This is a genomic window from Micromonospora sp. RHAY321, assembly GCF_023896955.1.
Taxonomy (GTDB): Bacteria; Actinomycetota; Actinomycetes; order Mycobacteriales; family Micromonosporaceae; genus Micromonospora.
Map to the genome: position 1 here is coordinate 138,004 of NZ_JAMHIW010000012.1, position 24,707 is coordinate 162,710.

A 24,707-nucleotide genomic window follows, 5' to 3' on the forward strand; every position below is an offset into this window, starting at 1 on the left:
AACGTCCGACGAAAGGTAAGAACGATGAGTAGACGCACCACCGGCCTGGCCATCGAGGCCGAAGGGCTCACCCGCTCGTTCGGGGACACCAAGGCCCTGGCCGGCATCGACCTGCAGGTGCCCGCCGGCACCGTCTACGGCCTGCTCGGCCCCAACGGGGCCGGCAAGACCACCGCCGTGCGGGTGCTCGCGACGCTGCTGCGACCCGACGGCGGCCGGGCCCGCGTCTTCGGCCACGACGTGGTCACCGAGGCCGACGCCGTCCGCGGCCGGGTCAGCCTCACCGGCCAGTACGCCTCCGTCGACGAGGACCTGACCGGCACGGAGAACCTGGTGCTCCTCGCGCGCCTGCTCGGCCTGCGCAAGCCGGCCGCCCGGGAGCGCGCGGCGGCCCTGCTCGCCGCGTTCGGGCTGACCGAGGCGAGCGACCGCCAGGTGAAGAAGTACTCGGGTGGGATGCGGCGGCGCATCGACATCGCGGCCAGCATCCTCAACACCCCCGACCTGCTGTTCCTCGACGAGCCGACCACCGGGCTCGACCCGCGCAGCCGCAACCAGGTGTGGGAGATCATCCGTGCGGTCGTGTCACACGGCACGACGGTGCTGCTGACCACGCAGTACCTGGACGAGGCCGACCAGCTCGCCGGACGGATCGCGGTTGTCGACCACGGCCGGGTGATCGCGGAGGGCACCCCGGGTGAGCTGAAGTCGTCGGTCGGCTCCGGCACCGTCCACCTGCGACTGCGCGACCCCGGGCAGCGACCCGAGGCGGAGAAGGTGCTCCAGGCGGCACTCGGCGTACCGGTGCAGCTCGAACCCGATCCGGTCGCGTTGCTCGCCCGCGTCGGCGAGGCCGGCAGCAACCTCGACGCCAGCGCGCAGGCGGCCCGCGCGCTCGGCGACCTGGCCCGCGCCGGCATCGTCGTCGACGACTTCTCCCTCGGCCAGCCCAGCCTGGACGAGGTCTTCCTGGCCCTGACCGACCACCCCGCCGTGCCGGCCGACGAGCGCGACGACCAGCTGGAGGCAGCCCGATGAGCGACACCACCACCACGACCGAACGGGCGCCGTCCGTCTACGTCCCGTCCGCCGAGGCGCTGGCGACCGTGCTCGCGCCCGGTGCGCGACCGCCCCGACCGAGCGCGCTGGGAGCGTCACTGACCTTCGGCTGGCGGGCCATGCTGAAGATCAAGCACGTGCCGGAGCAGCTCTTCGACGTGACCGCCTTCCCGATCATCATGGTGCTGATGTTCACGTACCTGTTCGGCGGCGCGCTCGCCGACAGCCCGCGTGACTACCTGCAGTTCTTCCTGCCCGGCATCATGGTGACCAGCGTCGTGATGATCACCATGTACACCGGCATCGGCCTCAACACCGACATCGAGAAGGGCATCTTCGACCGGTTCCGGACGCTGCCCGTCTGGCGGCCGGCCGCCCTGGTCGGCATGATCTTCGGCGACGTGCTGCGCTACATCCTCGCCGCCCTGGTCATCCTCGGCGTCGGGCTGGCGCTCGGTTTCCGCCCCGACGGTGGGGTGGCCGGCGTCGCCGCCGGGATCGGGCTGCTGGTGGTCTTCTCGTTCGCGTTCTCCTGGGTGTGGACGTTCTTCGGGCTGATCCTGCGCAGCGAGAAGTCGGTCATGGGCGTCAGCATGATGGTGCTGTTCCCGCTGACGTTCCTGAGCAACGTCTTCGTCGAGCCGAGCACCATGCCCGGCTGGCTCCAGGCGTTCGTGAACGTCAACCCGGTGACGCAGCTCGTGGCCGCGGTCCGCGCCTCGATGTCCGGCTCGTCGGACCCGTCCAGCGTGATGTGGTTGCTGGCGTGGAGCGCCGGGTTCGTCGTCGTCTTCGGCACACTCACGATGTACCGCTACAACCGCCGCTGACCCCTGCCGCTCACCTCCCGCCCCACCCCCGTCCCCGCCCCGCTCTCCCCCGCGATCTTGCACTTGCTGTCCCGGCATAAGAGGCGAATCCGCCTCAACCGGAGACCGGAAGTGCAAGATCGCGGGGGTGGGGTGGTTCAGAGCCGCCAGGGCAGCGGCTCGGGCGGCAGGTAACGGCAGGTGCTGCCGGTCGAGACGGCCTCCCGCAGGTGGCCGGCGAGTGCCGGGTGCCGCTCGTCGAGCTTGCGGAGCGAGTCACGGATGCGCGCGGTGACCGTCTTTCGGGCGCGTTCTGCCTCGTCGCCCAGCCGGCGACTCCGGCCCGCCAGTCCCGCCGCGGCGCGAAGCTCGTCGAGCAGCGCGCCGCGCTCGGCGTCCAGCGCCGCCACCTTCCGGTCGTCGTCGCGCGCGGCAGCCCGGTCGATCTCCTCGTCGAGGCGCGCCAGGTGCCGCCGGTAGCGGGCCTTCGCCTCGTCGTCCAGGACCGGGTCGGCACCCATCCGGCGGGCGGCGACCAGCTCCGGCCCGGCCGCCGGGTCGAGCAGCTCCACCGCCGGCACGTCACTGCCCGGCCGGCTCAGCAGCAGATGCAGGTCGTGCAGCCCTTTGGCGTCGGGCAGGTGCACGACGGCACCGGCGTAGGTGAGCTGCCAGACCAGGCCGTCGCGGCGGAACTCGTACCCCTCAACCGGCGCTCCGGCCGGCGCGACCTGGCGGTTCCCGACTGCATGGCCTGACCCGACGGCATGGTCCGCCTGGGCGGCGCTGCCCGGCACTACGATCTGGCGCGACTGGGCGGCGCTGCCTGGCACGACGGCATGGCCAGCCTGGGCGGCCCGGCTCGGCACGACGGTCTGGCGTGACGCAACGCTCCCGCCCGCCTGGACCAGTTGGCTCGGCCGAGCGACCGTGTCCGGCTCGGCGACCGGGGCGGTGACCTGGCCTGGCGCGGCGGCTGGCGCGGCGGGGTCGGTCGACGTCGGGACGGCCAGCCGGTCGAGCACCTGGGCCATGCCGAGGGCGATGGCCTCCCGGACGGTGGTGACACGCAGCGCGGCCAGTGTCGCGGCGTCGCGAGGGTCGCCACGGCCGGCCAGGGCGTTCGCCAGCCCGGCGCGGGCGATGAGTGACCAGGGCCGGGAGTCCATCCGCTCGGCGGCGTCGCGGGCCGCCGTGAAACCGGCGATGGCGTCGTCCCAGCGCTCCTGCGCGGCGTCGACCACCGCCACCCAGTGGTCGACGGGACCGCTGATGTCACAACCAAAGAGCCCGACTGTCCACTCTCCACGGTGTGGGGCCAGCGCTGCCCGTGCGTCGTCGCAGCGCTGCGGGTCACGGGAGGCGGCGGCGGTCTGAGCGCGCAGCCGCAGCCAGAGCGGCGACACGGGACGTGGGTATCTGATGTCGGCGGCTTCGATGCCGGCGGTCAGCCGGACCGCCGTCTCGTCGTCGCCGCGCTCCGCCGCGGTGATCGCTCGCAGCAGCTCCCGATAGGGGTAGTCGGTCGGGGCCAACCCGTCCAGCAGTGTGTCGGCCTCGTCGAACCGCCCCTGGAGCAGCAGGCGGGACCAGCGCAGGTGATGGCCCATGAACGCGAACTCGGCGTGACCCGGGTCGGCGAGGTCGGTGAGGACGGCGAACCGTTCGTCGGCCTCGGCGAAGTCACCCCGGAACGCCGCGATGATCCCACCGTCGACGGCCGCCGCCATCCGGGGTCGGGCCAACTCGCCCTGCTGACCCACCCTGACGAAGGTGCTGAACTCCTCGACGAAGCGGGGGTCGCCCAGCTCCAGCAGCGCCACCCAGCGCAGCGAGGTCGCCCAGAGCTCCGTCTCCCGGTCGCCGGTACGGCGGGCCACGTCCCGGATCTCGGAGGTGAGGGCCGCCCGGGCCGCTGCGGTGCCCAACCCCCAGGTGGTGTCGTGGCGGGCCCACAGGCTGAAGGTCAGCGTCTCGTCGTCGCTGCCCCGCCGGGCGATCGTCTCGGTCGCGGTGATCAGGTCGGCGATCAGCGTGCCCACCGAGGCGTCGACGTCCGGCTCCCCGATCAGCCGCCGGTACGCCTCCCGCACCAGGTCCGCCGCGTGCACCGAGCGCCTGGTCTCCACCTGGCGGGAGCGGTGGACGGTGAGGGCGACGCGGGCCAGCAGCACCGGGTCGTCGAGTGTGCGGGCCAGCGCCGCCGCCTCGGCAAGGAGTTGCGCGGCCTCGTCCCGGCCGGCGTGGTTGTAGCACACCTCGCCGAAATCGACGAGAATCCGGACCCGCTGTGTCCGGTCCTCGACGACCTCCAACGCCCGCTGGAAGTGCACGCCCGCCTCGTCGGTGGCCATCCGGGCGAACGCGTCCCGCCCGGCGGCGACCAGCAGCTCGGTGACCCGGGCGGGGTCGAGCGCGGGGCCGGCCAGGTAGGCGTGGCGGGCAAGGTCGGCCGGGATCAGCCGCTCGGTGAGCTCCGCCGAGGTGTCGACCGCCCGGACGACAGTCGCGTGCCGGATTTGGCGGTCCTCCTCGGTGAGCCCGTCGTAGAGCGTCTCCCGAACCAGGTCGTGGGCGAACGCGAACCGGCCCCCGCCTCGGGCGACCACCAGCCGGGCGGTCACCGCCCGGTCGAGCAGCCGGTCGACCTGCGCCGCCGGGGCAGCGGCGCCGGCCGCCAGGACCTGACGGTGGAACTCCCGGCCCAGTACGGCGGCGACGGTCAACGCCTCGACCACCGGCGCGGGCAACTGCGCGAGCCGGCGCCGCACCGCCTCCCGTACGCCGGGTGCGATGGTGCCGCCGGTGCCGTCGGCGCGCCACAACCGCGCGGTCTGCTCGATGAAGAACGGGTTGCCCCCGGTACGCCGGTGCACCTCGTCGACCAGGCCGGCCTCGGGCTCCCGCCCGGCGGTACGCGCCATCAGCGCGGCCACGTCGTCCCGGGACAGGCCGGTGAGGGTGATGGTGGTCGCCTTCGCGACCAGCGGCATCAGCAGTGGGCGCAGCGGATGCTCGCCCGACTCGACCTCCGCGTCGCGGTAGGTGCCGATCAGCAGCAGCCGTTCGAACCAGGTGTGCTGCGCGGCGAAGGCCAGCAGCCGCAGCGATGCCGGGTCGGCCCAGTGCAGGTCGTCGAGGACGACCACGACCGGCCGGTGCTGGGAGACCGTCACCAGCGCGGCGGTCACCGAGTCGTACAGGGCGAACTCGTCGCGGTCGGCGGCGTCCCGGCCCGTGTCGACGCCGGCCCAGCCGGCGGCACGGCCGGCCTGCTGGGCGGCGGCGCCAACCTCGCCGAGCAGCGCCGCAAGGGCCGGTTCCGCGGTCTGCCCCGCCACCGCCCAGTCGTCGGCAGAGCGTTGCAGGCCGCGCAGCACCTGCACCCACGGCCAGTAGCCGGGGGCGCTGTCGGAATCCCAGCAGGCGGCGCCGAGCACCAGCGCCCCGCGTTGCCGGGCCTCCCGTGCCGCCGCCGTGACCAGTGTCGTCTTGCCGATGCCCGGTTCGCCGGTGACCAGGACGAGACCGCCGTGGCTGGTGGCGGCCCGGTCCAGCTCAGCGCGCAGCAGACCGGCGGGGTGATCCCGCCCGATGATGGCGTCGCCGTGCCGCGCGTCCATGGTTTCCAGACGGTACTGGACCCGTCTGACACCCGGGGATCTTCAGCGGCGCTCGGTGCCTGGCAGTTCAAGCCGTATGCCGTCGCGGGCGGCGTCACCGGGGTGTGCAGGCGCTTTGGAGCTGATGTCGTCAACGACTCACGTCGTGCGCCTTCCCCATCGCTCCCCAACCATCCTTGTGTGGGTAGGATAGGGAGTGATGAAGGAAGACATGTACTCGGTCGAGCAGGTGGCCGACCAGCTCGGGCTGCACGTCCGCACCGTGCGCGGCTACATCCGCTCCGGGCGGCTGAGGGCGGTGCGGATCGGCAAGCAGTACCGGATCGCCGCCAGCGACCTCGACGCGCTCACCGGTCAGACCCGAGACACCACCGGCACCCTCACGGGGGCGGCGGAGGTGTCGAGCATCGTGCAGATCGACGGCGTCGACCGGGCCGCCGCCGACCGGCTCGGCACGCTCGTGCTCGCCAGCGCCAACACCGGCCACGACCCCGCCAACCCGCTACGGGTGCAGACCGTGCACGACGAGGAACGGCACCGGATGAAGATCATCATCCTGGGTGACCCGGCCTCCACCGCAGAGCTGCTGCACCTGCTCGACGCCGTACTCAACGCCGACAACGGCCTGCTCGACCGGGAGGTCCCCCATGCCTGACGAACTGCAGGAACGCGCCGGCGTGCAGGTGCTGGTCTGCGACCCGGCCGGCCCGCCGGTGGCCACCGAGCAGGACGCACTGGACCTGATCGGCGCGGCCTTCCTCGGTGCGCAGGTGGTGGCCGTACCCGCCAACCGGTTCGACGAACGATTCTTCTCGCTCGGCACCCGCTTCGCCGGCGAGGTGATGCAGAAGTTCGTCAACTACCGGCTGCGACTGGCCGTCGTCGGCGACATCTCGGCGCATCTCGCGGAGAGTTCGGCGCTGCGCGCCCTGGTGCACGAGTCGAACCGGGCCGAGCACATCTGGTTCGTGCCCGACTTCGACGCCCTCGACGCCCGCCTGCGCGCCATGGCGCAGCCCCGTCACCGGTCGTAGAAGGCCGCCATCTCCACCGCGTCCGGTTCGATGGCTCTGGCGTGCGCCTGCTCAGCCGCCCAGCGCAGATAGGCGAGCCATTCCTCGGACAACCAGCCGGATGCACGGCCGACGCCGGCCTCGGCAGGGAGGCGGCTGGCCACCACGCGGTCGAGGATCAAGGGCTGTACACCACCCACCCCTCGGCGGTAGCCGGCGAAATAGAGGACCTTCGTGAAAAGCCCCGGCCCCAACCACGGCAGGCGAGCGTGGTCGGGGTCGCCCAAGCGGCGGTACGCCGTGCGTAGCGCGTCCTCATCGTGCTCCGATGTGGACACCGCCTCAAGCGCGTACGTCAAGCGTTTGCCGTCCGGGTCGGCGCCGAGCGACTTCGCGGCGCGCCACGGCCCGTACCCGATGGGTCCGTAACCCCAGATCAGCACGGCGGTCAGCAGTTGGCGGGCGCTCGCGGAACCGGCCCGGTACGCGTCGGCCACCGCGAAGACGTCGCGCCGCCAGACGTCGCCGCTCGACGGGAAGCTCTCGGGCCAGGCGTCCGGCGGTAGGCCTGCCCGCCACCGGTCCACGTTCACGGTGATCGGGGCCTGCTCTCCCGGTATCGGTTTCTGCACGGCTACCTCCCTCAGGTCACGGGCTTGGAGTTCTCCGCACGCTATGGCCGGGCACTTCCGCCCGACTGCCCGAGGACGCCATATCGGGGTATTGCGCCTCCACCACGTTTGTACTTGGCCCCGTGGAGCGGCATCTGGCCTGGGCCCACGACTAGTCGCAGGGTGACCGGGTACGCGCGATGCATGGGTAGCCACAAGCAGAACAAACACGACAGCGGCGGCGAGTCGGCGCGAGGCCGGCGGCATGCGGGCAGCGGCGCTCCGGGCCGCCAGGGCTCGCCCATGGAGCACTCGCCCGACCAACGGCACCGCCGTACTGCGACCGGCTCTGCCGGCACGGAGCACGACCTGGGCCGGGCAAAGGTCTCGGGCGACGGGCGGATTCAGCGCCAGGGCGGCTCCTGACCTGACGCGTCACCGGTGCAGCCGCCCCGCGCGTTCGCGGGGCGGCTGCACCGGATGAGTGGTTGCTACGCGGTTGCGCAGATGGCGTACGCCGTGTCGGACCAGTTGCCGGCGAACGCGTCCTCCTCGTACGCACCCGAGGCGGCCGACGTCGGGGCGGTCGCGGGACCGCCGTTGGGGCGGAAGTCGTCCACGATGCCCTCGCCGGTGACCCCGTTCAGCTCGTAGCCGGCGCCGGTCAGCACCTTCCCGACCGGGCAGGTAGCGACGACGCTGCGGAAGTCGAGGGAGTTGCTGGCGCCCACCGCGGATGCCCGCACCAGGCCGGGCAGCGGGTTGGCGCAGATGGCGTACGCGGTCGCGGACCAGTTCAGGGCGGTGGCGTCCGACTCGTAGGCGCCGACGTTCACTGAGGTCGGTGCTGCGGCGACGCCGCCGTTGGGGCGGAAGTCGTCGACGACGCCCTCACCGGTCACACCGTTCAGCTCATAGCCCGTACCGGTGAGGACCTTCCCGACCGGGCAGCTCGCGGTGGTGCTGTGGAAGTCGGCGGAGTCGCTGACGCTGGTCGCGGCGATCCGCACTAGGCCCGCTACCGGGTTGGCGCAGATCGCGTACGCCGTCACCGACCAGTTGCCGGCGAACGCCTCCGTCTCGTAGGCGCCCACCGTGACAGCCGTTGGCGCGGTGGCCGGGCCGCCGTTGGGGCGCAGGTCGTCGACGACACCCTCACCGGTCACCCCGTTCAGCTCGTAGCCCGTACCGGTCAGGACCTTGCCCACCGGGCAGGTCGCGGTGGCGCTGTGGAAGTCGGCGGAGTCGCTGACGCTGGTCGCGGCGATCCGCACCAGGCCGGGGACCGCGGCGGACGCCGGGCTCGCCGGGGCGATCACCGCACCGGCCACGACGAGACCGAGCACGAGTACGGAGGCTCGGGCACCGAACCGCCGGGATTCCTTCTGAGCACGCATGTATTTCTCCCGTCTGAGGCCCTGGGCGGCAGGTGTTACGACGCCGACGCCAAGGCCGTTCGTAATGACGGGTTGACGGTAGGTAGTGGCCTGACCAGGCATTATCTCCAACCGACTACGTCGCGTAACGGACCATGTCATCGATCGTTCCGATCGGTCTGCGCGGCCTGGCGACCACCGAACACACACTGCTCCACCCGTGCTGACGGCCAGAGCGCAGTCGAATGCGGGCTCTGGCCGTCAGCTTCGGGAGACGGGCAGGTGAACCATCGCGCGCCGGCGGTTCAGCTTGATCATCTCGCCCGTTCACCCCGGCGTGATCGGCTGACCAGGAAACTTTCGCTGGTCCGGCCTTCGTCGGATCCGCTCGAACCGCCGAGCGCAAGGCTCGGGACCGCCCCAGGAAAGGAGCGACGATGAGGTCATCGAAGCTCGTACGCTCGAGTCTGGCACTGGTGCTCGCCGCCGGACTGAGCACACTCATGGCGCCCGTCGACACCGCGCAGGCCGCGGTCACGACACCGGCGGCGTCCACGGCGGACGCCGCGATCACCGTCACCTCGACCGAACAACTCGCGCCGGGCGTGACGTACGGCTCGTTCCAGGTGCAGACGCCACGCGGCGTCACCGTCGGCTACCTGCTCACCGCGGACCTGCACAAGAACCAGGTCTCGGTGGACCTGCTGCACCCCGATGCCGTCGCACAGCGGAAGGTCGTCTCGGCGATGACGAACGAGCAGGGTGCCGTCGCCGGCGTGAACGGCGACTTCTTCAACATCAGCGAGACGCACGCCGGGGTGGCACCGACCGGCTCCGCCTCCGGTCCGGAGGTCGCGGACGGCGAGGACCTGAAGTTCGCCGTACCGAACAAGCAGCGCTTCGGCCCCGGACTCGCCCCCGGCACCTCGACCCGCGACGTGTTCGGTGTGGGGGTGAACGGCAGGGCGCGCGTTGACACCCTGAGCCTGACCGGCGAGGTGCGCAGCGCCAAGGGCACGATCACCCTCGACGGCCTCAACCAGTACGCGCTGCCGGTCGGCGGCATCGGCCTCTTCACCTCCGTCTGGGGTACCGCCTCCCGAGTCCGCTCGACCTGCGGCAGCGACACCAGCCGCGACGCCCCGTGCAGCAGCCACACCTATGAGGTGACCGTCCGCGGCGGCGTGGTGACCTCGGTCGGTCAGACGCCCGGCGCGGGTGAGATTCCCAGCGACACCCAGGTGCTCGTCGGCCGGGAGGACGGCGCGGACCAGCTCGACGACCTCGTCGTCGGCGACCGGGTGAAGGTGGACGAGAAGCTCGTCTCCGTGGGCAAGCCGAAGCTGACGTTCGCGGTCGGCGGCGCCCCGATCCTGCGCGACGGCGCACCGCTGGCGGGCCTGGACACCAAGACCGCCGCGGTACGTAGTTCCGCGGGCGCGAGCGCCGACGGCGGGACCGTGTACCTCGTCGCGCTGGCCGGCCGCGCGCCCGCCAGCGCGGGCTTCACCATCGCCGAACTGGCCGACCTGATGCGCTCGCTCGGTGCGCACGACGCGGTGAACCTCGACGGGGGCGGCTCGACCACCATCGCCGTACGGGAGCCGGGCCAGCAGGCCGCCACCGCCCGCAACAACCCCTCCGACGGCACCGAACGCGCGGTCGCCAACGGCGTCGGGATCTTCGTCGGCCGCCACTGACCGGCCAATCGCTGAACGGCAGGAGCCTCGCCCGGACATTGGGCGAGGCTCCTGCCGTTCCAGCTCCGGCCCGCCGATGCGGCCGGCCCCGGCCCCCGACGCACGGAGACCGGCCGCACCGGATCTGGTTAGGACCGGGACGCCTGCTGCGACATCCGTCAGTTGCCGCTGCGGTACCGGCCGGCGACGTAGACGAGCGCGTCACCGACGGCCCGCTCGGCCCCACTCGGGTGGCTGACAAGTGCGCCAGCGGCGGCCATCGCCGTGGACCCGCCGCCGTCAAGGTTGATCGCGTCGTCCATGCCGAGCGCCTGGGCGACCGCGGCGGTCTCGGCCAGGGTGGTGCCGACGCTGGTGGTCTGCCGCCCGTCGATGGTGGCGAGCACGATCTTCCCGTCCCGCGTGGTGCCGGCGATGGTGCGCGGGTTGCGGGCGAAGAAGCTGTCACCGGGGGCGCCGTCCGGCACCACGATCTGGCCGTCCGCCGTCAGCGGGTACCGGCCGTTCACGCCGAAGAGCCCGGGCCGCAGCGGAAGCTTCCGGCCCTGCTGGTCGGTGAGCGTCGAGTCCCGGTCCACGCACCCCTTGCCGGCGACGCCGAGCAGAGCAACGGTGTCCTTTCCGGTCGCCTGCAACGAGGTCTGGCCGGCGGTGAGGGTGGTGCCCCGGGTGGTCGCGGTGCGGACCACGCAGTTCAGCCGGTTCAGTACGACCTCCACGCCAGCGCCGGCCGGGGTGGCCGCACCGAACTCGGGGGTGAACTGCGCGACGTCGCCGGGCACACCGCACTGGGTCTGGTCGGTGAGGGCGGCGCAGTCGGCGGGGACCACCGGCGGGTGGTTGATGAACTCCAGCGGCAGAGTGGCGTTGGTCCGCCGATTCCGAACGCTGCCCGACCACGCCACCTTCCCGGTGAGGGCCCGGTTGCTGTTGGCGTCGACGATGAAGTTGACCTCGGCCGGATCGGTGGTCGGCTCACTGAGCAGCTTCCCGCCATAGAGCCCCAGGCCCACTGGGTCACCTGGGTACTGCTGGCTGGCGGTGAAGGTGAAGAACGAGGCGTTGACGCCGGCCAGGGCGCCCGAGGCGCGGACCAGTTCGGTCGTCTTCTCGACCTGACCGAGGTCCGGGCCGTACGTCGCCTTCAGGTGCCCCCGCGCGCGGCGCGGGTCGATGGTGAGCACGTTGACCACCCACGGGCCGCGCGTGGTCGTGTTGATCTGGTCGGCGGGGGCCGGCTCGGCGCCCCGAACGATCCGGGTCAGGGTGACACCGGCGGCCAGGGTGCTGCTGGTGCGGACCTCGGTCAGGTCGGCGTCGCCGATCGGCAGGGTGCTGCCGGCGGCCTCGGCTTGGGCCCCCGGAACGACACCGAGAGTGACCGCGGCCAGCGCGGCGGCGGCGAGCGCCCCGGCGCGGCGGAAGCCAGCGAGGCCAGAGTGGGAAACAGTCATGCCCTGACTGTCGCGACGGCACGGAACGAGCTACCCGACATCACCTGACACCCGGGCAAACTGTTGATGTAGAGGATCGCCAAGCGTAAGTCATTTGCTGAAAAGAAGCTTCACTACTGTGGGATCCAGCGAGGCGCTCTCCATCAGCGGATGAAGCCCTCGGACGAGTGGATGTGCGTGGTGGGTGAGGCTGCGAGCCAGGATGCCTGGGCGAACTGTCGGGCACCTGACAAACGACATGCACACGTGTTGTCGAGGGCGCCGCCCTCCGCCCATTCCAGCTAACGTGCCCGCCATGACGGATCTTGAGCGGGGTGTCTACGAGCACCTGATTACCCGCGAGCTGGCCGACCGCCTCCAGGAGGTTGACGCCGCCCTGATCCAACGCATCAGACTCGACCCCGCCGACGCTCACCACACCCTCGCCCGCCACATCGCCACCCTGGCCGCCCGCGCCCTGCAAGCCCTTCCCAACGGCGACGACAAGCTCCACCACCAGGTCGAGATGGCGAATCGCATCTCCGAAGCCATTGCCACGCTGAGCCCGAAGGCAGCGACGGAACAGGACCAGGTAACCGACGCCAAGCACCTGCTTCACGCCATCGCCGCACCGCCCACGCCACCCGCACTGCCAGCGTTCCCGCAGCGCCCCACCACGCCGCTCTCCACCGGCGCGCTGCTGGTCAACGGCCGCCACCAGCCCCGCATCGGCCATGAGGTCAACCACGAGATGGCCTCCGCCGATCAGGTCGACCTGCTCTGCGCGTTCATCAAGTGGTACGGCCTGCGCATCGTCGAGCCGGCCATCCGCGACCTGATCGAGCGTGGCGGCCGTGTCCGGGTCATCACCACGACCTACCTCGGCGCCACCGATCAGCGAGCCCTGGACCGGCTCGCCGAGCTGGGCGCCGAGATCAAGGTGTCGTACGAAACGAGGACCACGCGGCTACACGCCAAGGCGTGGCTCTTCCGACGGGGCAACGGCACCACCACCGCGTACGTCGGTTCGTCGAACCTGTCGAAGACCGCGCTGGTAGACGGCGTGGAGTGGAACGTCCGCATCTCGAACATGGAGCAGCCGCACGTCATCGACACGTTCACGGCGACGTTCGAGGACTACTGGAACGATCCGGCGTTCGAGGAGTACGACGCGGCCAGGGACGCCGAGCGGCTGCGGCAGGCACTCAGCGGCGAGCGGCGCGACGAGGCGCCCACTGAGATCTCGAATCTGGACGTGCGCCCCTACCCGTACCAGGCCGAGATCCTGGCCGACCTGGACGCCGAGCGACAGGTGCACGGCCGCTGGCGCAACTTGGTGGTGATGGCGACCGGTACCGGCAAGACCGTCGTCGCCGCCCTCGACTACCGCCGGCTACACAAGGCGGGGCAGGCAGACTCGCTGCTCTTCGTCGCCCATCAGGAGCAGATCCTGCGGCAGAGCCTGTCGACGTTCCGGCAGGTGATGGGGGACGGCAGCTTCGGCGAAACGCTCGTCGGGGGTAAGGAGCCGCAGCACTGGCGGCACGTCTTTGCCTCCATCCAGTCCCTGCATCGGCGGGAGATCGACCCCGAGGCGTACGACGTGGTCATCGTGGATGAGTTCCACCATGCGGAGGCGCCGACGTACGCCAGGCTGCTGGAGCGGCTGCGGCCCCGCGTACTCCTGGGGCTGACGGCGACCCCCGACCGGACCGATGGCGGCGACGTGCGCCATTGGTTCGACGGCCGGGCGGCCGTGGAGCTGCACCTGTGGGAGGCGTTGGACCGCCAGTTGCTGGCGCCATTCCAGTATTTCGGACTGCACGACGACGTGGACCTGTCGCAGGTGTCCTGGAAGCGCGGACAGGGGTACGACCTAGCAGAGCTGAACGGCCTCTACACCGGCAACCATGCTCGGGCGCGGGCGGTGCTGCGGGCGGTCCAGAGGACCGTCGATCCCGGGCGAATGCGGGCGCTCGGGTTCTGCGTGAGCATCGCGCATGCCACGTTCATGGCCGACTGGTTCACCGAACACGGCGTACCGTCGGCGGCGGTGACCTCAGGAGTCGACCGTCCGCGACAACGCGAGCTGCTGCGGGACTTCAAAGCGGGCAAGCTGCGGGTGCTCTTCACCGTGGACCTCTTCAACGAGGGTGTCGACCTGCCGATGGTCGACACCATCCTGATGCTGCGCCCCACCGAGAGCGCGACGATCTTCCTTCAGCAACTCGGTCGTGGCCTGCGGCTCGACGACGATAAGCCCTGCCTCACCGTGCTCGACTTCATCGGCGGGCAGCACGCCAACTTCCGCTTCGACCTGCGGTGGCGGGCGTTGACCGGAGTCAGCCGGCGGGCCGTCGAGGCGGCCGTCCGGGATGACTTCCCGTCGCTGCCGAGTGGCTGCCACGTCGAGCTGGACCGGGTGGCGAAGGAGGTCGTGCTCGCCAACCTGAAGTCGGCGCTACCGATCTCGAAGAACGGCCTGGTGGCGGAGCTGCGGCAGCTCGGGGACGTCCGCCTGGCCGAGTTGCTGCGGGAGACCGGCCTGGAGATCGAGGACATCTACCGGTCGGCGAGCATCGGCGGATGGGCCGGGCTGCGGCGCCTGGCTGGCATCGAGACCTCGACCGCCGGGCCGGACGACCGCGAGCTCGGCCGGGCCATCGGGCGAATGTTGCACATCGACGACGTGGACCGGCTGTCCCTGCTGGCCCGGGTCGCAGGCGGCGAACACCGCGGCGGCGGCCGACTGCTGGACATGCTGCACTTCAGCCTCTGGGGGCCGTCGGCGTCGCTGACCGAGCGCGACGCCCGGCTGAAGCGGCTCTGGGCGGAGCCGGCGCGCTGCGCCGAACTGCGCCAGGTCGTCGAGGTCCTACGGGATCGGATCCACCGGGTCACACCGGAGCCGGCGTCGGACCGGGTGCCACTGCGGGTGCACGCCCGCTACAGCCGAAACGAGGCGTGCGCGGCCTTCGGGATGGCGAACCCGGGGTCGCTGCGCGAGGGCGTGAAGTGGCTGCCGGACGAGCGGGCCGACCTCTTCTTCGTCACCCTGGTGAAGTCCGAGGAGCACTACTCTCCCACCACGATGTATGCCGACCGGGCCATCACCGACAGCCTGTTCCAGTGGGAGTCGCAGAGCACCACGTCGTCGGCGTCGGGGACCGGGCAGCGCTACATCCAGCACGTCGAGCGCGGGTCGACGGTGCACCTGTTCGTCCGGGAGACCAAGCTCGCCGACCGCGACCTGGGCGCGCCGCCGTACCTATACGCCGGGCCGATGACGTACCAGGAGCACAGCGGCGATCGACCCATGCGCATCATCTGGCGGCTGCAGAATCCGCTCCCCGCCGACATGTACGCCGCCGCTCGGGCCATCGCCGCCTGAGATCGACCGGCTGGCCTCTCCGCCACGCCGGGCATTGCGCAGGGTGGCTGGTGTGAGTGCAGGGGCGGTCGCCGGTTCCCTCGCCGGAGGCCGACCCGGACAGGTCCGTGAAAGCTGTTGAGGTACGCCGGGCGCACTGCCGACCTACGGCCCGCGCCCCTGTCCGGCCGGGGCCATACGACGCGCGGCGTTCGCTGCCCACAAGGGTTCCGTGGATCCGTCGAGTACCCGTACCGGTTGGCGGGTGGGGCCGAACCGCCGATATCCACGGCTGTCTCCGACCGCCTCGCGGCGATACGGTGCACGCACCGCCCCGGGCCGCGCCCCGCCGACAGGTCGCGACGCCGCCTCACGCGTCCCCATCCGCACCACCGGATCGATCTCACGTCCGACGCCGGCGTAGTCGCCGGGAGAGAGGATCGAAGAGGATGCTCCCAACACCCACCACCTCCCGGCGAACGGCGAGGGCCACCCTCGCAGCCGCCATCGCTCTGGTCAGCCTCGGCATTGTCGGCGCACCCGCCCAAGCCGAAGGACAGTCCAAGGTCACCGTGATGACCCGGAACCTCTATCTGGGCGGCGATCTGACGCCATCCATCGGCGCGCCGACACCAGGGGCGTTCCTGGCCGCGAACTCCGCGCTGTTGGGCCACGTCGACCTGGTCGACTTTCCCGCCCGGGCGAAGCTGCTCGCCCGGGAGATCACCAAGAACAAGCCGGACCTGGTCGGACTGCAGGAGGTCGCCCTGTGGCGCACCGGCACGTTCGCTGACCCCGCACCAGCCACCGAGATCCGGTACGACTACCTGGCCCTGCTCATGGGCGAGCTGAGCCGCTCCGGTCACGCGTACGACGTCGCGGTCGTACAGGCCGAGGCCGATCTGGAGGCGCCGGCGGGTGCGCCGCACTTCCTCGACGTACGGCTCACGATGCGCGACGTGATCCTGGTGCGCCACGGCGGCCGGGTCAAGGTGACCGACTCCTCGTCCGGCACCTTCGTCAACAACCTCACCTTCACGCTCGCGGCAACGAACGGGACCGTGACCAGCACCCGCGGTTGGACCGCGGTGGACGTGGTGCACGGGCAACGCCCGTTCCGGTTCGTGAACACCCACCTGGAGGCCTTCCACCCTGGTGTCCGGGTGCTGCAGGCGCGCGAGCTGCTGGCCGGCCCCCTCGCCACGGCGCCGGGTGACGTCATCCTCGCCGGAGACCTCAACACGGGCCCAGACCTGCCCGTCGCCGAGAACCGGCTCGCCTACGCCGCGCTGGTGGCCGGCGGGATGCGGGACACGTGGCAGATCCTGCATCCCGGTGAACCCGGCTACACCGCGGGTCTGGGCGACGACCTGAACCAACCGGCCGACGCCGTCGAACACCGCATCGACATGGTCTTGTTCCGGGGGGCGATCGTGCCCGTCTCGAGCCTCATCTTCGGCACCGAGCGGCAGACCCCCGACGGCCGGTGGGCTTCGGACCACCTCGGCTACCTGGCCGTGCTGGCGTTGCGGTAGCGCGAACGCTGCTCCGGGCTGGCGCCGACGCGCCAGCCCGGGGGTTGCCACAGACACGCCGCGATGACCGCCGCCCCGACGCGTCCGCCCGGCCCGGCTGTCAGTAGGTCCCGCCGCGCGCCACCTGCGCGGCCACCCGCTCGTGCAGCGCGGCCAGGGCTGGGCTGACGGCGGCGGTGAGCGGCGTCGGGTCCGCCAGCCGACGCGCCGGCTCCGGTAGCCAGGCGAGGTCCGCGTCGAACCGGCCGCGCGCGGCGCGTACCTCACCGGCCGGGTCGGCGACGGCCAGGCGACGGCCGCCGCGCATGACCGGCACGAGCAGCGGCTCGCGGTCACCCGTTGGCGGTTCGTCGCGCAGCCCCACCACGTCGCCGTTGGCACCGGCGGGATCGCGGAAGACCTGCTTGGGACCGGGCAGCGTGGCCTTGCCGGGCGACAGCTTGAGCACCGGCCGGTCGCCGACGGCCACCAGCTTGTAGGCGCTGTCCAGGGACGGCGCGTCGAACGAGACGCCCATGCGGGTGCCCACGCCGTACGCGTCGATCGGTGCGCCCGCGGCGACGAGCGCCGCGATGACATCCTCGTCGAGGCTGCCACTGGCCACGATCTGGGCCTGAGTCAGCCCGGCGTCGTCCAGGATCGCGCGGGTCTGCACGGCGAGCGCGGCGAGATCTCCGGAGTCGAGCCGCACGCCCACCGGGCCGGTCAGTCCCAGCTCCGCGATCACCTCGACGGCGGCTCGCACTCCGGCGGGCGTGTCGTAGGTGTCGACGAGGAACACCGGGTTCGTCGGGAAGTCGGTCGCGAACGCACGGAACGCGGCGCGCTCGTCCGGGAACGCCTCGACGTACGAGTGGGCCATGGTCCCGGACGGCGGCAGTCCGTAGCGTCGAGCGGCCTCGACGTCGCTGGTCGCGGCGAAGCCGGCAATCGCGGACGCCCGGGCCACGGCCGCGCCGGCCTCGATGCCGTGCGTGCGGCGGAACGCGAAGTCGATCAGCTGCGCGTCGCCGGCCGCGAGGCGGCATCGGGCGGCTTTGCTGGCGACCGTGGTGTGGAAGGTGATCAGGTTCAGCACGCCGGTCTCCACGAGCTGCGCCTCGGCGATCGGCGCGGTGACCTCCAGCAGCGGTTCGTCGGCGAACACCACGCGGCCCTCCGGCACGGCCCAGACATCACCGGTGAACCGCAGCCCCGCGAGCGCTGCCAGCGTCGCTTCGTCGAGCCCGACGGTGTCGCGCAGGTAGCCGAGTTCGCCCTCGTCGAACGCGAACCCTTCCAGGAACGCCAGCGCCTCGGCCAGCCCGGCGGCCACCAGGAAGCCACGCTGCGGCGGTAGGCGGCGGACGAACAGGCTGAACGTCGCGCGCTCCACCATGTCCCGGCGCAGGTAGCTGGCCGCCATCCGCAGCTCGTACAGGTCGGTACGCAGCCCGGTCACGGTTCCTCCATCGGCACTGGGCGCAGTTGGGCGCGGCTACCCTTTCCGGTCGCCGGTACACCTGACGGCGGTGAACACGCCGGCCGGCCGCCTCGCCGGGGTCCGCTCACTCCTGGCCGATCAGACTGTCGAGGTCGCCGCGCCGCTACGAGGCTTGGTGGCTCCATCACCATGCCGCCGTCCGCCGCTCGGCGCACCGCGTCGAGACCCTCCTCGTTGACGACTCGCGCTATCCGTTCGCCATGGTCGCCGGCTCCTGCGGGGTGTGCGGCCCGCCGGCCGGCCGCTCGTCGCCGTGGCCCGGCCACCACGCCTTGTGCCCGATCAGCGCGGTCAGCGCCGGAACGAAGAACATCGACATGACGAACGCCGACAGCACGATGCCGATCGCCACCGCGAAGCCCATCTGCTGCAGGAACGAGATCGGCGCGAGCAGCAGCACCGCGAACGTCCCGGCCAGGATCAATCCTGCTGCCGAGACGGTCGGGCCGGCGTGTTCCACGCCGATGGCGGCAGCCTTGCGTGGTTCGTTGCCTTCCCGCGCTTCCTCCCGTAGTCGGGCGATCATCAGGATGTTGTAGTCGGTCCCGATCGCCACCACGAAGAGGTAGAGGATGATCGGCAGTTGGAAGGTGACGCCGGGCTCGCCCTGCAGCCCCTGGAAGAGGTAGACCGTGGCGCCCAGCGTGGCGGCGAAGTTGAGCAGCACCGCGATCACGAGGTAGATCGGCGCGACCAGGCTGCGCAGCAGCAGCGCGAGGATGAGCGCGATCAGGCCGGCCGCGACGGGCAGGATCACCGAGAGGTCGCGGTTGTTCGCCGAGTTGATGTCCGCGAAGATCGCGGTGGTTCCGCCGACCAGCGCCCGGGTGCCGGGCGGTGCCGCCGCGTGCACGGCATCGCGCAGGTCCTCGCGGACGAGGTTGATCGCCTCGTTGGAGACCGGGTTCTCGTTGAGCAGCAGGTTGACCCGGGCCACACCCGGGTCGGTGCTGCGCTCCGGGGGCTGCGCCTGGCCCACACCCGGGGCTTTCGCTACGGCCGCCGCGAAGTCGTTGACCTGTTGCTCGGTCAGCGGCGACCCGTTGCTGGTGGTCAGGTAGACCTCGGTAGGGGCGAGCGCACCGGCGGCGAACCCGCGCTGCAGGTCCTGCGCGGCCTTCGCCGACTCGGTGTCCTGCGGGAAGCCGGCGCTGAAGTCGTAGTCGGCCTTGTAGCCGAGCACGCCTGCGGCGAGCGCGACCAGGAGTACGCCGGATGCCGCCGCGACGAGTGCCGGCCTGCGCCCGACGACCGTGCCGAGTCGGTGCGAGATGGTGGCCTTGGGCGCACGCTGCCACGCCTTCGACGGCCAGAAGACGTACCGGCCGAGCAGGGAGACGACCGCCGGGACGAGGGTGAGCGAGGTGACCAGCATGACGCCGACGGCGATGGCGAGCGCCGGGCCGAGCGAGCCGAAGAAGCCCAGGGAGGCGAGGAGCAGCACGAGGAACGCGACGATGACCGCTCCGGCGGCCGACGTGATGACCTCGCCGACCCGCTGGACGGTGACGATCATCGCGGTGCGCTTGTCGTCGCCGGCGCGCAGCCGCTCCCGGTAGCGGAAGAGCAGGAACAGGATGTAGTCGGTGCCGATGCCGAACAGCACGATCAGCAGGATCGTCTGCAGATCCTGACTGACACTGAGATCGAATGCCTTACCGGCGGCGGCGACGAGACCCGTCGTGATGCTCAGGACGACGCCGACGACCACCACGGGTAGCAGCGCGGCGATGGGGCTGCGGAAGATGATCAGGATCAGTCCGATGATCAGGATGATCGTCGCGATGCCGACCACGGCGAAGGCGTTGTTGAAGGTGTCCTCGTTGTCGACGAAGCTCGCCACGTCGCCGGCCACGCCCGCGGTCAGCCCACTGTTCGCCAGCTCCGGGCCGATGTCCGCCCGCATATCGCGTACGGCGTCGAGCAGCGCCGGGTCGTCGGGGGTGGGGGCGTCGAGCCCGACGTTGATGATCTGCACGGACTTGTCCGGCGCGACCGCGGGCGGACCGGTCAGGTAGCCGGACGTGTGCGGGATGTTCTTTGCCTTGAGCGCCTGGGCGAGCTGGCCCACCTTCGCCTCGTCCGCCGGTGTGAGTTTCTGCCCGTCGGCGCGCTTGACCACGATGATCGCCGTCGCGGTGGCCTGCTGCGGGAACGCCTTCTGCCCGAGCTCGGTGGCCTGCACAGACTCGTACGAGCGGGGCAGGAAGCTCTCCTGGTCGGCGGAGGTGATGTCGCTCAGCGACGGTGTGGTGGCGATGATGGCGGCTGCCGCAACCACCCACCCGGCAATCACCCACCAGGCTCTGCCCACGACGAATCTGCCCAGCCGCTCGAACATGGTTTCCCCCGTGTGTTCGGCACCACCGACGTCTGGGGCCTGGAGCGCCCAGGGCACCCGCCCGTCACTCTGCCGGCAGTCTTCGCTACCCGCTGTGCAGACTACCGTCGCCCGGTACTCCTTTTCGGATGCTTGGGCTCCGGGGGTTGCGCGAGTTTCAACTGTTCAGGTAGGCGAGCACCGCCAGCACCCGCCGGTTGTCGTCATCGGACGGCGGCATGCCCAACTTGCTGAAGATGTTGTTGATGTGCTTGCTGACGGCCTTCTCGGTGACGAACAGCCGCCCGGCGATCGCCGCGTTCGACCGTCCCTCGGCCATCAGTCCCAGCACCTCCCGCTCCCGGGCGGTCAGGTCCTGCAGCGGCTGAACGCCGCTGTTGCGGGCCAGGAGCTGGGACACCACCTCGGGGTCCATCACCATGCCGCCGTCGGCGACCCGGCGGAGCGCGTCGATGAACTGGCCGACGTTGGACACCCGGTCCTTGAGCAGGTAGCCGACTCCGCCGCTCCGGTCGGCGAGGAGTTCCCGGGCGTACAGCTGCTCGACGTGTTGGGACAGCACGAGGACCGGCAGCCCGGGCATCTCCACACGGGCCGCGAGGGCGGCCTGCAGGCCCTCGTCGGTGAAGGTGGGCGGGAGGCGTACGTCGACGACGGCGATGTCGGGGCGGTGGCGGGTGAGTGCCGGCAGGACGGACGGCCCGTCGGCGACCGCCTCGACCACCTGGTGTCCGTACGCGTCGAGGATGTGCGTCAGCCCGTCCCGGAGGAGGGCGAGGTCCTCGGCGATGACAACTCGCACGGCAGCTCCATGGTCACGACGGTGGGTCCGCCGGGCGGACTCTGCACGGTCATCGTGCCATCGAAGGCTGCCAGTCGGCGTCGCACACCCGCCAGGCCGGTCCCCGCGTCCGGCGACGCACCGCCCCGGCCGTCGTCGCCGACCACCAGACTCAGCACGCCATCGCGGTGCACGACGTGAATCCAGGCACGCCGAGCGCCGCTGTGTTTGGCGATGTTGGTCAGTGCCTCGGCCACCGCGAAGTACGCCGCGGATTCGACCGCCGCGGGTGGGCTGCCGGGCAGCTGCACGTCGACGTCCACGGGCAGCGGTGCGGTCAGGGCGAGGGCTTCCACCGCTCCGGGGAGGCCGCGTTCGACGAGCACCGGCGGGTAGATGCCGCGCACGAGGTTGCGCAGGTCGGCGAGGGCGTGACCGCTGGTCTCCTGCGCCTCGCTGAGCAGTCGCGCCGCCCGTGCCGGGTCGTCGGCCATGAGCTTCTCGGCCAGGCCGATGCTCATCCGCAGCGCGACCAGCCGGGCCTGCGCCCCGTCGTGCAGGTCGCGTTCGATGCGGCGCAGCTCGGCGGCCTGGGTGTCGATGGTGTCGGCGCGGGTGGCGGCGAGGTGCCGGACCCGCAGGGCCAACTCCTGCGCCCGGGTGGGGGCGAGGAAGAAGCCGGCGAAGCGGAAGTGCAGCCACACCAGCCAGTGCGCGACGGCCAGCCCGCCGGCGAGGAGCAGCCAGCCCTGCGGCGCGGACAGCCACGCCTTCGCGAAGTTGTCCATCGGCCAGAACACGCCGTAGCCGTACCAGTCGATGGTCAGGTAGAGCACCAGCGGCACGAACAGGGCGCCCTCCAGCCCGTAGGCGGGCAGCGCGAACGCGAGTAGGCAGACGCCGCCGGTGATGGTGCCGGGGATCAGCCAGGCGAAGTCACGCCAGGTCGCCGGGTCCGAGACCACCCACCGGAACCGCTGCCAGGTGCCGAGCCGGGCGCCGGCGGGCACCGGCGCGTACGGCGACGCGATCGGCGTGCCGGCCCACCGGCTCAGCCGGCGTTGCGCCGTCAGCGACAGCCGTACGAGCACGGTCACCGCGGGAAAGAGCGCGAACCCGATGCCGAGTGCGGGGATGAGCGCGAGGGAGACCACCGACAGTGCGAACAGCGCCACGTTGGTGCCCAGGCTGAGCAGGGCCACGGCCAGGCCCTGCACGGCGGCGAGGGCGCCGGGCCGGAGCTGCTGCCAGATGGTCGAGCGTACGGAGCTGTCCACGGCGTCATTCTCCGCCCGATGCGCCACCGGAATCGGTGGTGCTACCACCACCTGCCTTCGGGACCTGCCACCCCTGCCTTCCACCTGCGACGGCCGAAGGATCGAAGGCATGACCAGGCACAAGGAAACCGCGCGGCACCGACTGGCCGCAATGCCGTCCGGCCGACGCAGCAAGTACATGATGCTCGTCTTCTGGCTCGTCCTCGTCGCGGCGGCCGGGCCGCTGGCGATCAAGCTGACCGAGGTGCAGGACAACGACAGCCTCGGCGCGCTGCCCGCCACCGCCGAGGTGAGCAGGGCGACGCAGCGGGCGGAGGAGGCGTTCCCGGACTCGCAGAAGCCCCTCGCGGTCGCCGTCTACGCCCGCGAGGGTGGGCTCACCGACGCCGACCGCGCCAAGGTGGACGGCGACCGGGCGGCGTTCACCCCGCACGCCGACGGCGGTCAGGTGTCCCCGCCGGTGCCCAGCGACGACGGGCAGGCGCTGCTGCTCTCCTTTCCCGTCGCCGGGGACGCCGACCAGCGCGCCGACGCCGTGGCCGCCATCAAGGACCGCCTGACCGCGGACGTACCGGATGGGTTGCGGACCGCGCTCACCGGCCCCGCCGGCGGGGAGGACGACGTCTTCGACGCGTTCGCCGGCATGGACACCGCGCTGCTGCTGGCGACCGCGGCCACCGTCGCGTTGCTGCTGCTCATCACCTACCGCAGCCCAATCCTGTGGTTGATCCCGCTCATCACCGTGGCGCTGGCCAACCAGCTCGCCAGCGCGGTGGTGTACCTGCTGGCCCGACACGCCGGGCTGGCCGTGGACTTCCAGAGCCAGAGCATCCTGACGGTGCTGGTCTTCGGTGTCGGTGTGGACTACGCCCTGCTGCTCATCGCCCGCTACCGGGAGGAGCTGCGCCGGCACGCCGACCGGCACACGGCGATGGCCGTGGCGCTGCGCCGGTCGATCGGCGCGATCGCGGCGTCGGCGGCGACCGTCGCGCTCGGTCTGCTGTGCCTGCTCGCCGCGCAGTTGCCGTCCACCCGGGGGCTCGGGCCGGTCGGCGCGGTCGGGATCGTCGCGGCGCTGCTGGCCATGACCACGCTGCTGCCGGCCGTGCTGGTCATCTTCGGGCGGTGGCTGTTCTGGCCGTTCGTGCCCCGGTACTCGCCGGACGCGGTCGGGCTCGACGTGGCGGCCGAGCACGGGCTGTGGCGCCGCATCGCCGGGTTCGTCGGCCGACGACCCCGCGCCGTGTGGCTGGGTACGACGGCGGTGCTGGTCGCGCTGAGCTTCGGCATGGTGAACCTCAGCATCGGCATGCCGCACGACGAGTCGTTCACCAAGGAGGTCGGCTCCGTCACCGGCCAGCGGATGATCGAGGCGCACTATCCCAGGGGGTCGGTCGCGCCCGCCGAGATCCTGGCGGCCGCCGGCCCGGCCGAGCAGGTCGTGGCCGCCGCCCGTACCGTTCCGGGGGTCGCCGAGGTGGGCGAGCCGGAACGCTCGCCGGACGGCCGTTGGGTACGCATCGCGGCGGTCCTGGCGGAGACACCGGACAGCGACGCGGCGCTGGACACGGTCGAGCGGCTCCGCGCGGCGGTGCATGCCGTGCCGGGTGCGCAGGCGCTGGTCGGCGGGGACACCGCGTACCTGATCGACGAGGAGCGGACCGTCAGCCGGGACAACCGGGTCGTGGTGCCGCTGGTGCTGGCGGTCGTCTTCGTCATCCTGGTGCTGCTGTTGCGCGCGCTGGTCGCGCCGCTGGTGTTGCTGGCCAGCGTGGTCCTGTCCTACGTCGCCGCGATGGGCGCGGCCGGGTTGATCCTCGACGCGATGGGCTACCCGAACCTGTTCGTCGGGATCCCGCTGCAGACGTTCCTGTTCCTCGTCGCCCTCGGCGTGGACTACACGATCTTCCTGAGCACACGGGCGCGGGAGGAGGCGGCGCTGCTCGGGCACCGCAACGGCGTGCTGCACGCGCTGACGGTCACCGGCGGGGTGATCACCAGCGCGGGCGTGGTGCTGGCCGCCACGTTCGGCGCGCTCAGCGTGCTGCCGCTGGTGCCGTCCGTGCAGACGGCGGTCATCATCGGCGTCGGGGTGCTGCTCGACACGTTCCTGATCCGCAGCCTGCTCGTCCCGGCGCTGGCGCTGCACATCGGCCCTCGTACCTGGTGGCCGAGCGCCCTGGCGCGGACAACGTTCCGGCCGGTCGCGGCGCCGGCGACCGAGCGGGCACCGGCGGCGTCGTAGGAGTCTCGCGGGAGTCGGCAGCCCGGCCAGGTCGCGCGCTGGGCCGGGCTG

The 24,707-nt window shown here is 71.6% G+C and carries 16 protein-coding genes; 8 read left to right on the forward strand and 8 right to left on the reverse strand.

Annotation, left to right across the window (positions count from 1 at the left end; translation table 11 throughout):
• The first annotated feature begins 24 nt into the window (after positions 1-24).
• Both M8C17_RS23040 and M8C17_RS23045 read left to right on the forward strand, forming a co-directional pair.
• On the forward strand, positions 25-1,038 hold the full coding sequence (locus M8C17_RS23040; protein ID WP_252418612.1) for an ATP-binding cassette domain-containing protein: 1,014 nt from the start codon (positions 25-27) through the stop codon (positions 1,036-1,038).
• Positions 1,035-1,889 (forward strand): ABC transporter permease, encoded by an 855-nt coding sequence (locus tag M8C17_RS23045; RefSeq protein WP_252418613.1) that lies wholly within the window; start codon positions 1,035-1,037, stop codon positions 1,887-1,889. Before M8C17_RS23040 ends, M8C17_RS23045 begins: the two co-directional genes overlap by 4 nt.
• Before the next feature lie 137 nt (positions 1,890-2,026).
• Here the strand turns inward: M8C17_RS23045 and M8C17_RS23050 are convergent, their stop codons facing one another.
• Positions 2,027-5,491, reverse strand: a complete 3,465-nt coding sequence (locus M8C17_RS23050; protein WP_252418614.1) for an AAA family ATPase — start codon at positions 5,489-5,491, stop codon at positions 2,027-2,029.
• A gap of 199 nt (positions 5,492-5,690) precedes the next feature.
• On the opposite strand from M8C17_RS23050, the gene M8C17_RS23055 reads away from it, so the two are divergent.
• Together M8C17_RS23055 and M8C17_RS23060 are read left to right on the forward strand one after the other, a co-directional pair.
• Positions 5,691-6,146, forward strand: coding sequence for a helix-turn-helix domain-containing protein (locus tag M8C17_RS23055; RefSeq protein WP_252418615.1), 456 nt, complete (start codon positions 5,691-5,693; stop codon positions 6,144-6,146).
• On the forward strand, positions 6,139-6,525 hold the full coding sequence (locus M8C17_RS23060) for a DUF4180 domain-containing protein (RefSeq protein WP_252418616.1): 387 nt from the start codon (positions 6,139-6,141) through the stop codon (positions 6,523-6,525). The genes M8C17_RS23055 and M8C17_RS23060 overlap by 8 nt, the downstream gene beginning before the upstream one ends.
• Here the strand turns inward: M8C17_RS23060 and M8C17_RS23065 are convergent.
• Positions 6,513-7,136 carry a hypothetical protein gene (locus M8C17_RS23065; protein WP_252418618.1) on the reverse strand — a complete coding sequence of 208 codons (624 nt, stop codon included), beginning with the start codon at positions 7,134-7,136 and terminating at the stop codon, positions 6,513-6,515. The two genes, M8C17_RS23060 and M8C17_RS23065, sit on opposite strands and share 13 nt — an antisense overlap.
• 470 nt (positions 7,137-7,606) lie before the next feature.
• Entirely contained in the window at positions 7,607-8,512 is a 906-nt protein-coding gene (locus tag M8C17_RS23070; RefSeq protein ID WP_252418619.1) for a hypothetical protein, read from the reverse strand.
• A 416-nt stretch (positions 8,513-8,928) separates the two neighbouring features.
• Here M8C17_RS23070 and M8C17_RS23075 point away from each other — a divergent pair, with 416 nt between their 5' ends.
• The gene (locus tag M8C17_RS23075) at positions 8,929-10,191 is read left to right on the forward strand and encodes a phosphodiester glycosidase family protein (protein ID WP_252418621.1); all 1,263 of its coding nucleotides are present in this window, start codon (positions 8,929-8,931) and stop codon (positions 10,189-10,191) included.
• Between the two features lie 158 nt (positions 10,192-10,349).
• On the opposite strand, the gene M8C17_RS23080 is transcribed toward M8C17_RS23075, so the two are convergent.
• Complete coding sequence (locus M8C17_RS23080; protein ID WP_252418622.1) at positions 10,350-11,645, reverse strand: phosphodiester glycosidase family protein; 1,296 nt, start codon at positions 11,643-11,645, stop codon at positions 10,350-10,352.
• A gap of 295 nt (positions 11,646-11,940) precedes the next feature.
• On the opposite strand from M8C17_RS23080, the gene M8C17_RS23085 reads away from it, so the two are divergent.
• Both M8C17_RS23085 and M8C17_RS23090 read left to right on the forward strand, forming a co-directional pair.
• Positions 11,941-15,015, forward strand: a complete 3,075-nt coding sequence (locus M8C17_RS23085) for a DUF3427 domain-containing protein (RefSeq protein ID WP_252418624.1) — start codon at positions 11,941-11,943, stop codon at positions 15,013-15,015.
• A 428-nt stretch (positions 15,016-15,443) separates the two neighbouring features.
• Entirely contained in the window at positions 15,444-16,529 is a 1,086-nt protein-coding gene (locus M8C17_RS23090) for an endonuclease/exonuclease/phosphatase family protein (RefSeq protein WP_252418626.1), read from the forward strand.
• A gap of 100 nt (positions 16,530-16,629) precedes the next feature.
• On the opposite strand, the gene M8C17_RS23095 is transcribed toward M8C17_RS23090, so the two are convergent.
• The 4 genes from M8C17_RS23095 to M8C17_RS23110 form a co-directional block, all read right to left on the reverse strand.
• Entirely contained in the window at positions 16,630-17,970 is a 1,341-nt protein-coding gene (locus M8C17_RS23095) for a nicotinate phosphoribosyltransferase (protein WP_252418628.1), read from the reverse strand.
• A gap of 229 nt (positions 17,971-18,199) precedes the next feature.
• Positions 18,200-20,353 (reverse strand): MMPL family transporter, encoded by a 2,154-nt coding sequence (locus M8C17_RS23100; RefSeq protein WP_252418629.1) that lies wholly within the window; start codon positions 20,351-20,353, stop codon positions 18,200-18,202.
• A 157-nt stretch (positions 20,354-20,510) separates the two neighbouring features.
• Entirely contained in the window at positions 20,511-21,155 is a 645-nt protein-coding gene (locus M8C17_RS23105) for a response regulator transcription factor (RefSeq protein WP_252418630.1), read from the reverse strand.
• Entirely contained in the window at positions 21,107-22,411 is a 1,305-nt protein-coding gene (locus M8C17_RS23110) for a histidine kinase (RefSeq protein ID WP_252418632.1), read from the reverse strand. Before M8C17_RS23110 ends, M8C17_RS23105 begins: the two co-directional genes overlap by 49 nt.
• Positions 22,412-22,520: 109 nt before the next feature.
• Here M8C17_RS23110 and M8C17_RS23115 point away from each other — a divergent pair, with 109 nt between their 5' ends.
• Positions 22,521-24,656 carry an MMPL family transporter gene (locus M8C17_RS23115; RefSeq protein ID WP_252418634.1) on the forward strand — a complete coding sequence of 712 codons (2,136 nt, stop codon included), beginning with the start codon at positions 22,521-22,523 and terminating at the stop codon, positions 24,654-24,656.
• Positions 24,657-24,707 lie beyond the last annotated feature (51 nt).

Coding starts and splice junctions, on each gene's coding strand:
- M8C17_RS23040 (WP_252418612.1), top strand. CDS start 25: ATGAGTAGACGCACCACCGGCCTGGCCATCGAGGCCGAAGGGCTCACC.
- M8C17_RS23045 (WP_252418613.1), top strand. CDS start 1,035: ATGAGCGACACCACCACCACGACCGAACGGGCGCCGTCCGTCTACGTC.
- M8C17_RS23050 (WP_252418614.1), bottom strand. CDS start 5,491: ATGGACGCGCGGCACGGCGACGCCATCATCGGGCGGGATCACCCCGCC.
- M8C17_RS23055 (WP_252418615.1), top strand. CDS start 5,691: ATGAAGGAAGACATGTACTCGGTCGAGCAGGTGGCCGACCAGCTCGGG.
- M8C17_RS23060 (WP_252418616.1), top strand. CDS start 6,139: ATGCCTGACGAACTGCAGGAACGCGCCGGCGTGCAGGTGCTGGTCTGC.
- M8C17_RS23070 (WP_252418619.1), bottom strand. CDS start 8,512: ATGCGTGCTCAGAAGGAATCCCGGCGGTTCGGTGCCCGAGCCTCCGTA.
- M8C17_RS23075 (WP_252418621.1), top strand. CDS start 8,929: ATGAGGTCATCGAAGCTCGTACGCTCGAGTCTGGCACTGGTGCTCGCC.
- M8C17_RS23080 (WP_252418622.1), bottom strand. CDS start 11,645: ATGACTGTTTCCCACTCTGGCCTCGCTGGCTTCCGCCGCGCCGGGGCG.
- M8C17_RS23085 (WP_252418624.1), top strand. CDS start 11,941: ATGACGGATCTTGAGCGGGGTGTCTACGAGCACCTGATTACCCGCGAG.
- M8C17_RS23090 (WP_252418626.1), top strand. CDS start 15,444: ATGCTCCCAACACCCACCACCTCCCGGCGAACGGCGAGGGCCACCCTC.
- M8C17_RS23100 (WP_252418629.1), bottom strand. CDS start 20,353: ATGTTCGAGCGGCTGGGCAGATTCGTCGTGGGCAGAGCCTGGTGGGTG.
- M8C17_RS23115 (WP_252418634.1), top strand. CDS start 22,521: ATGACCAGGCACAAGGAAACCGCGCGGCACCGACTGGCCGCAATGCCG.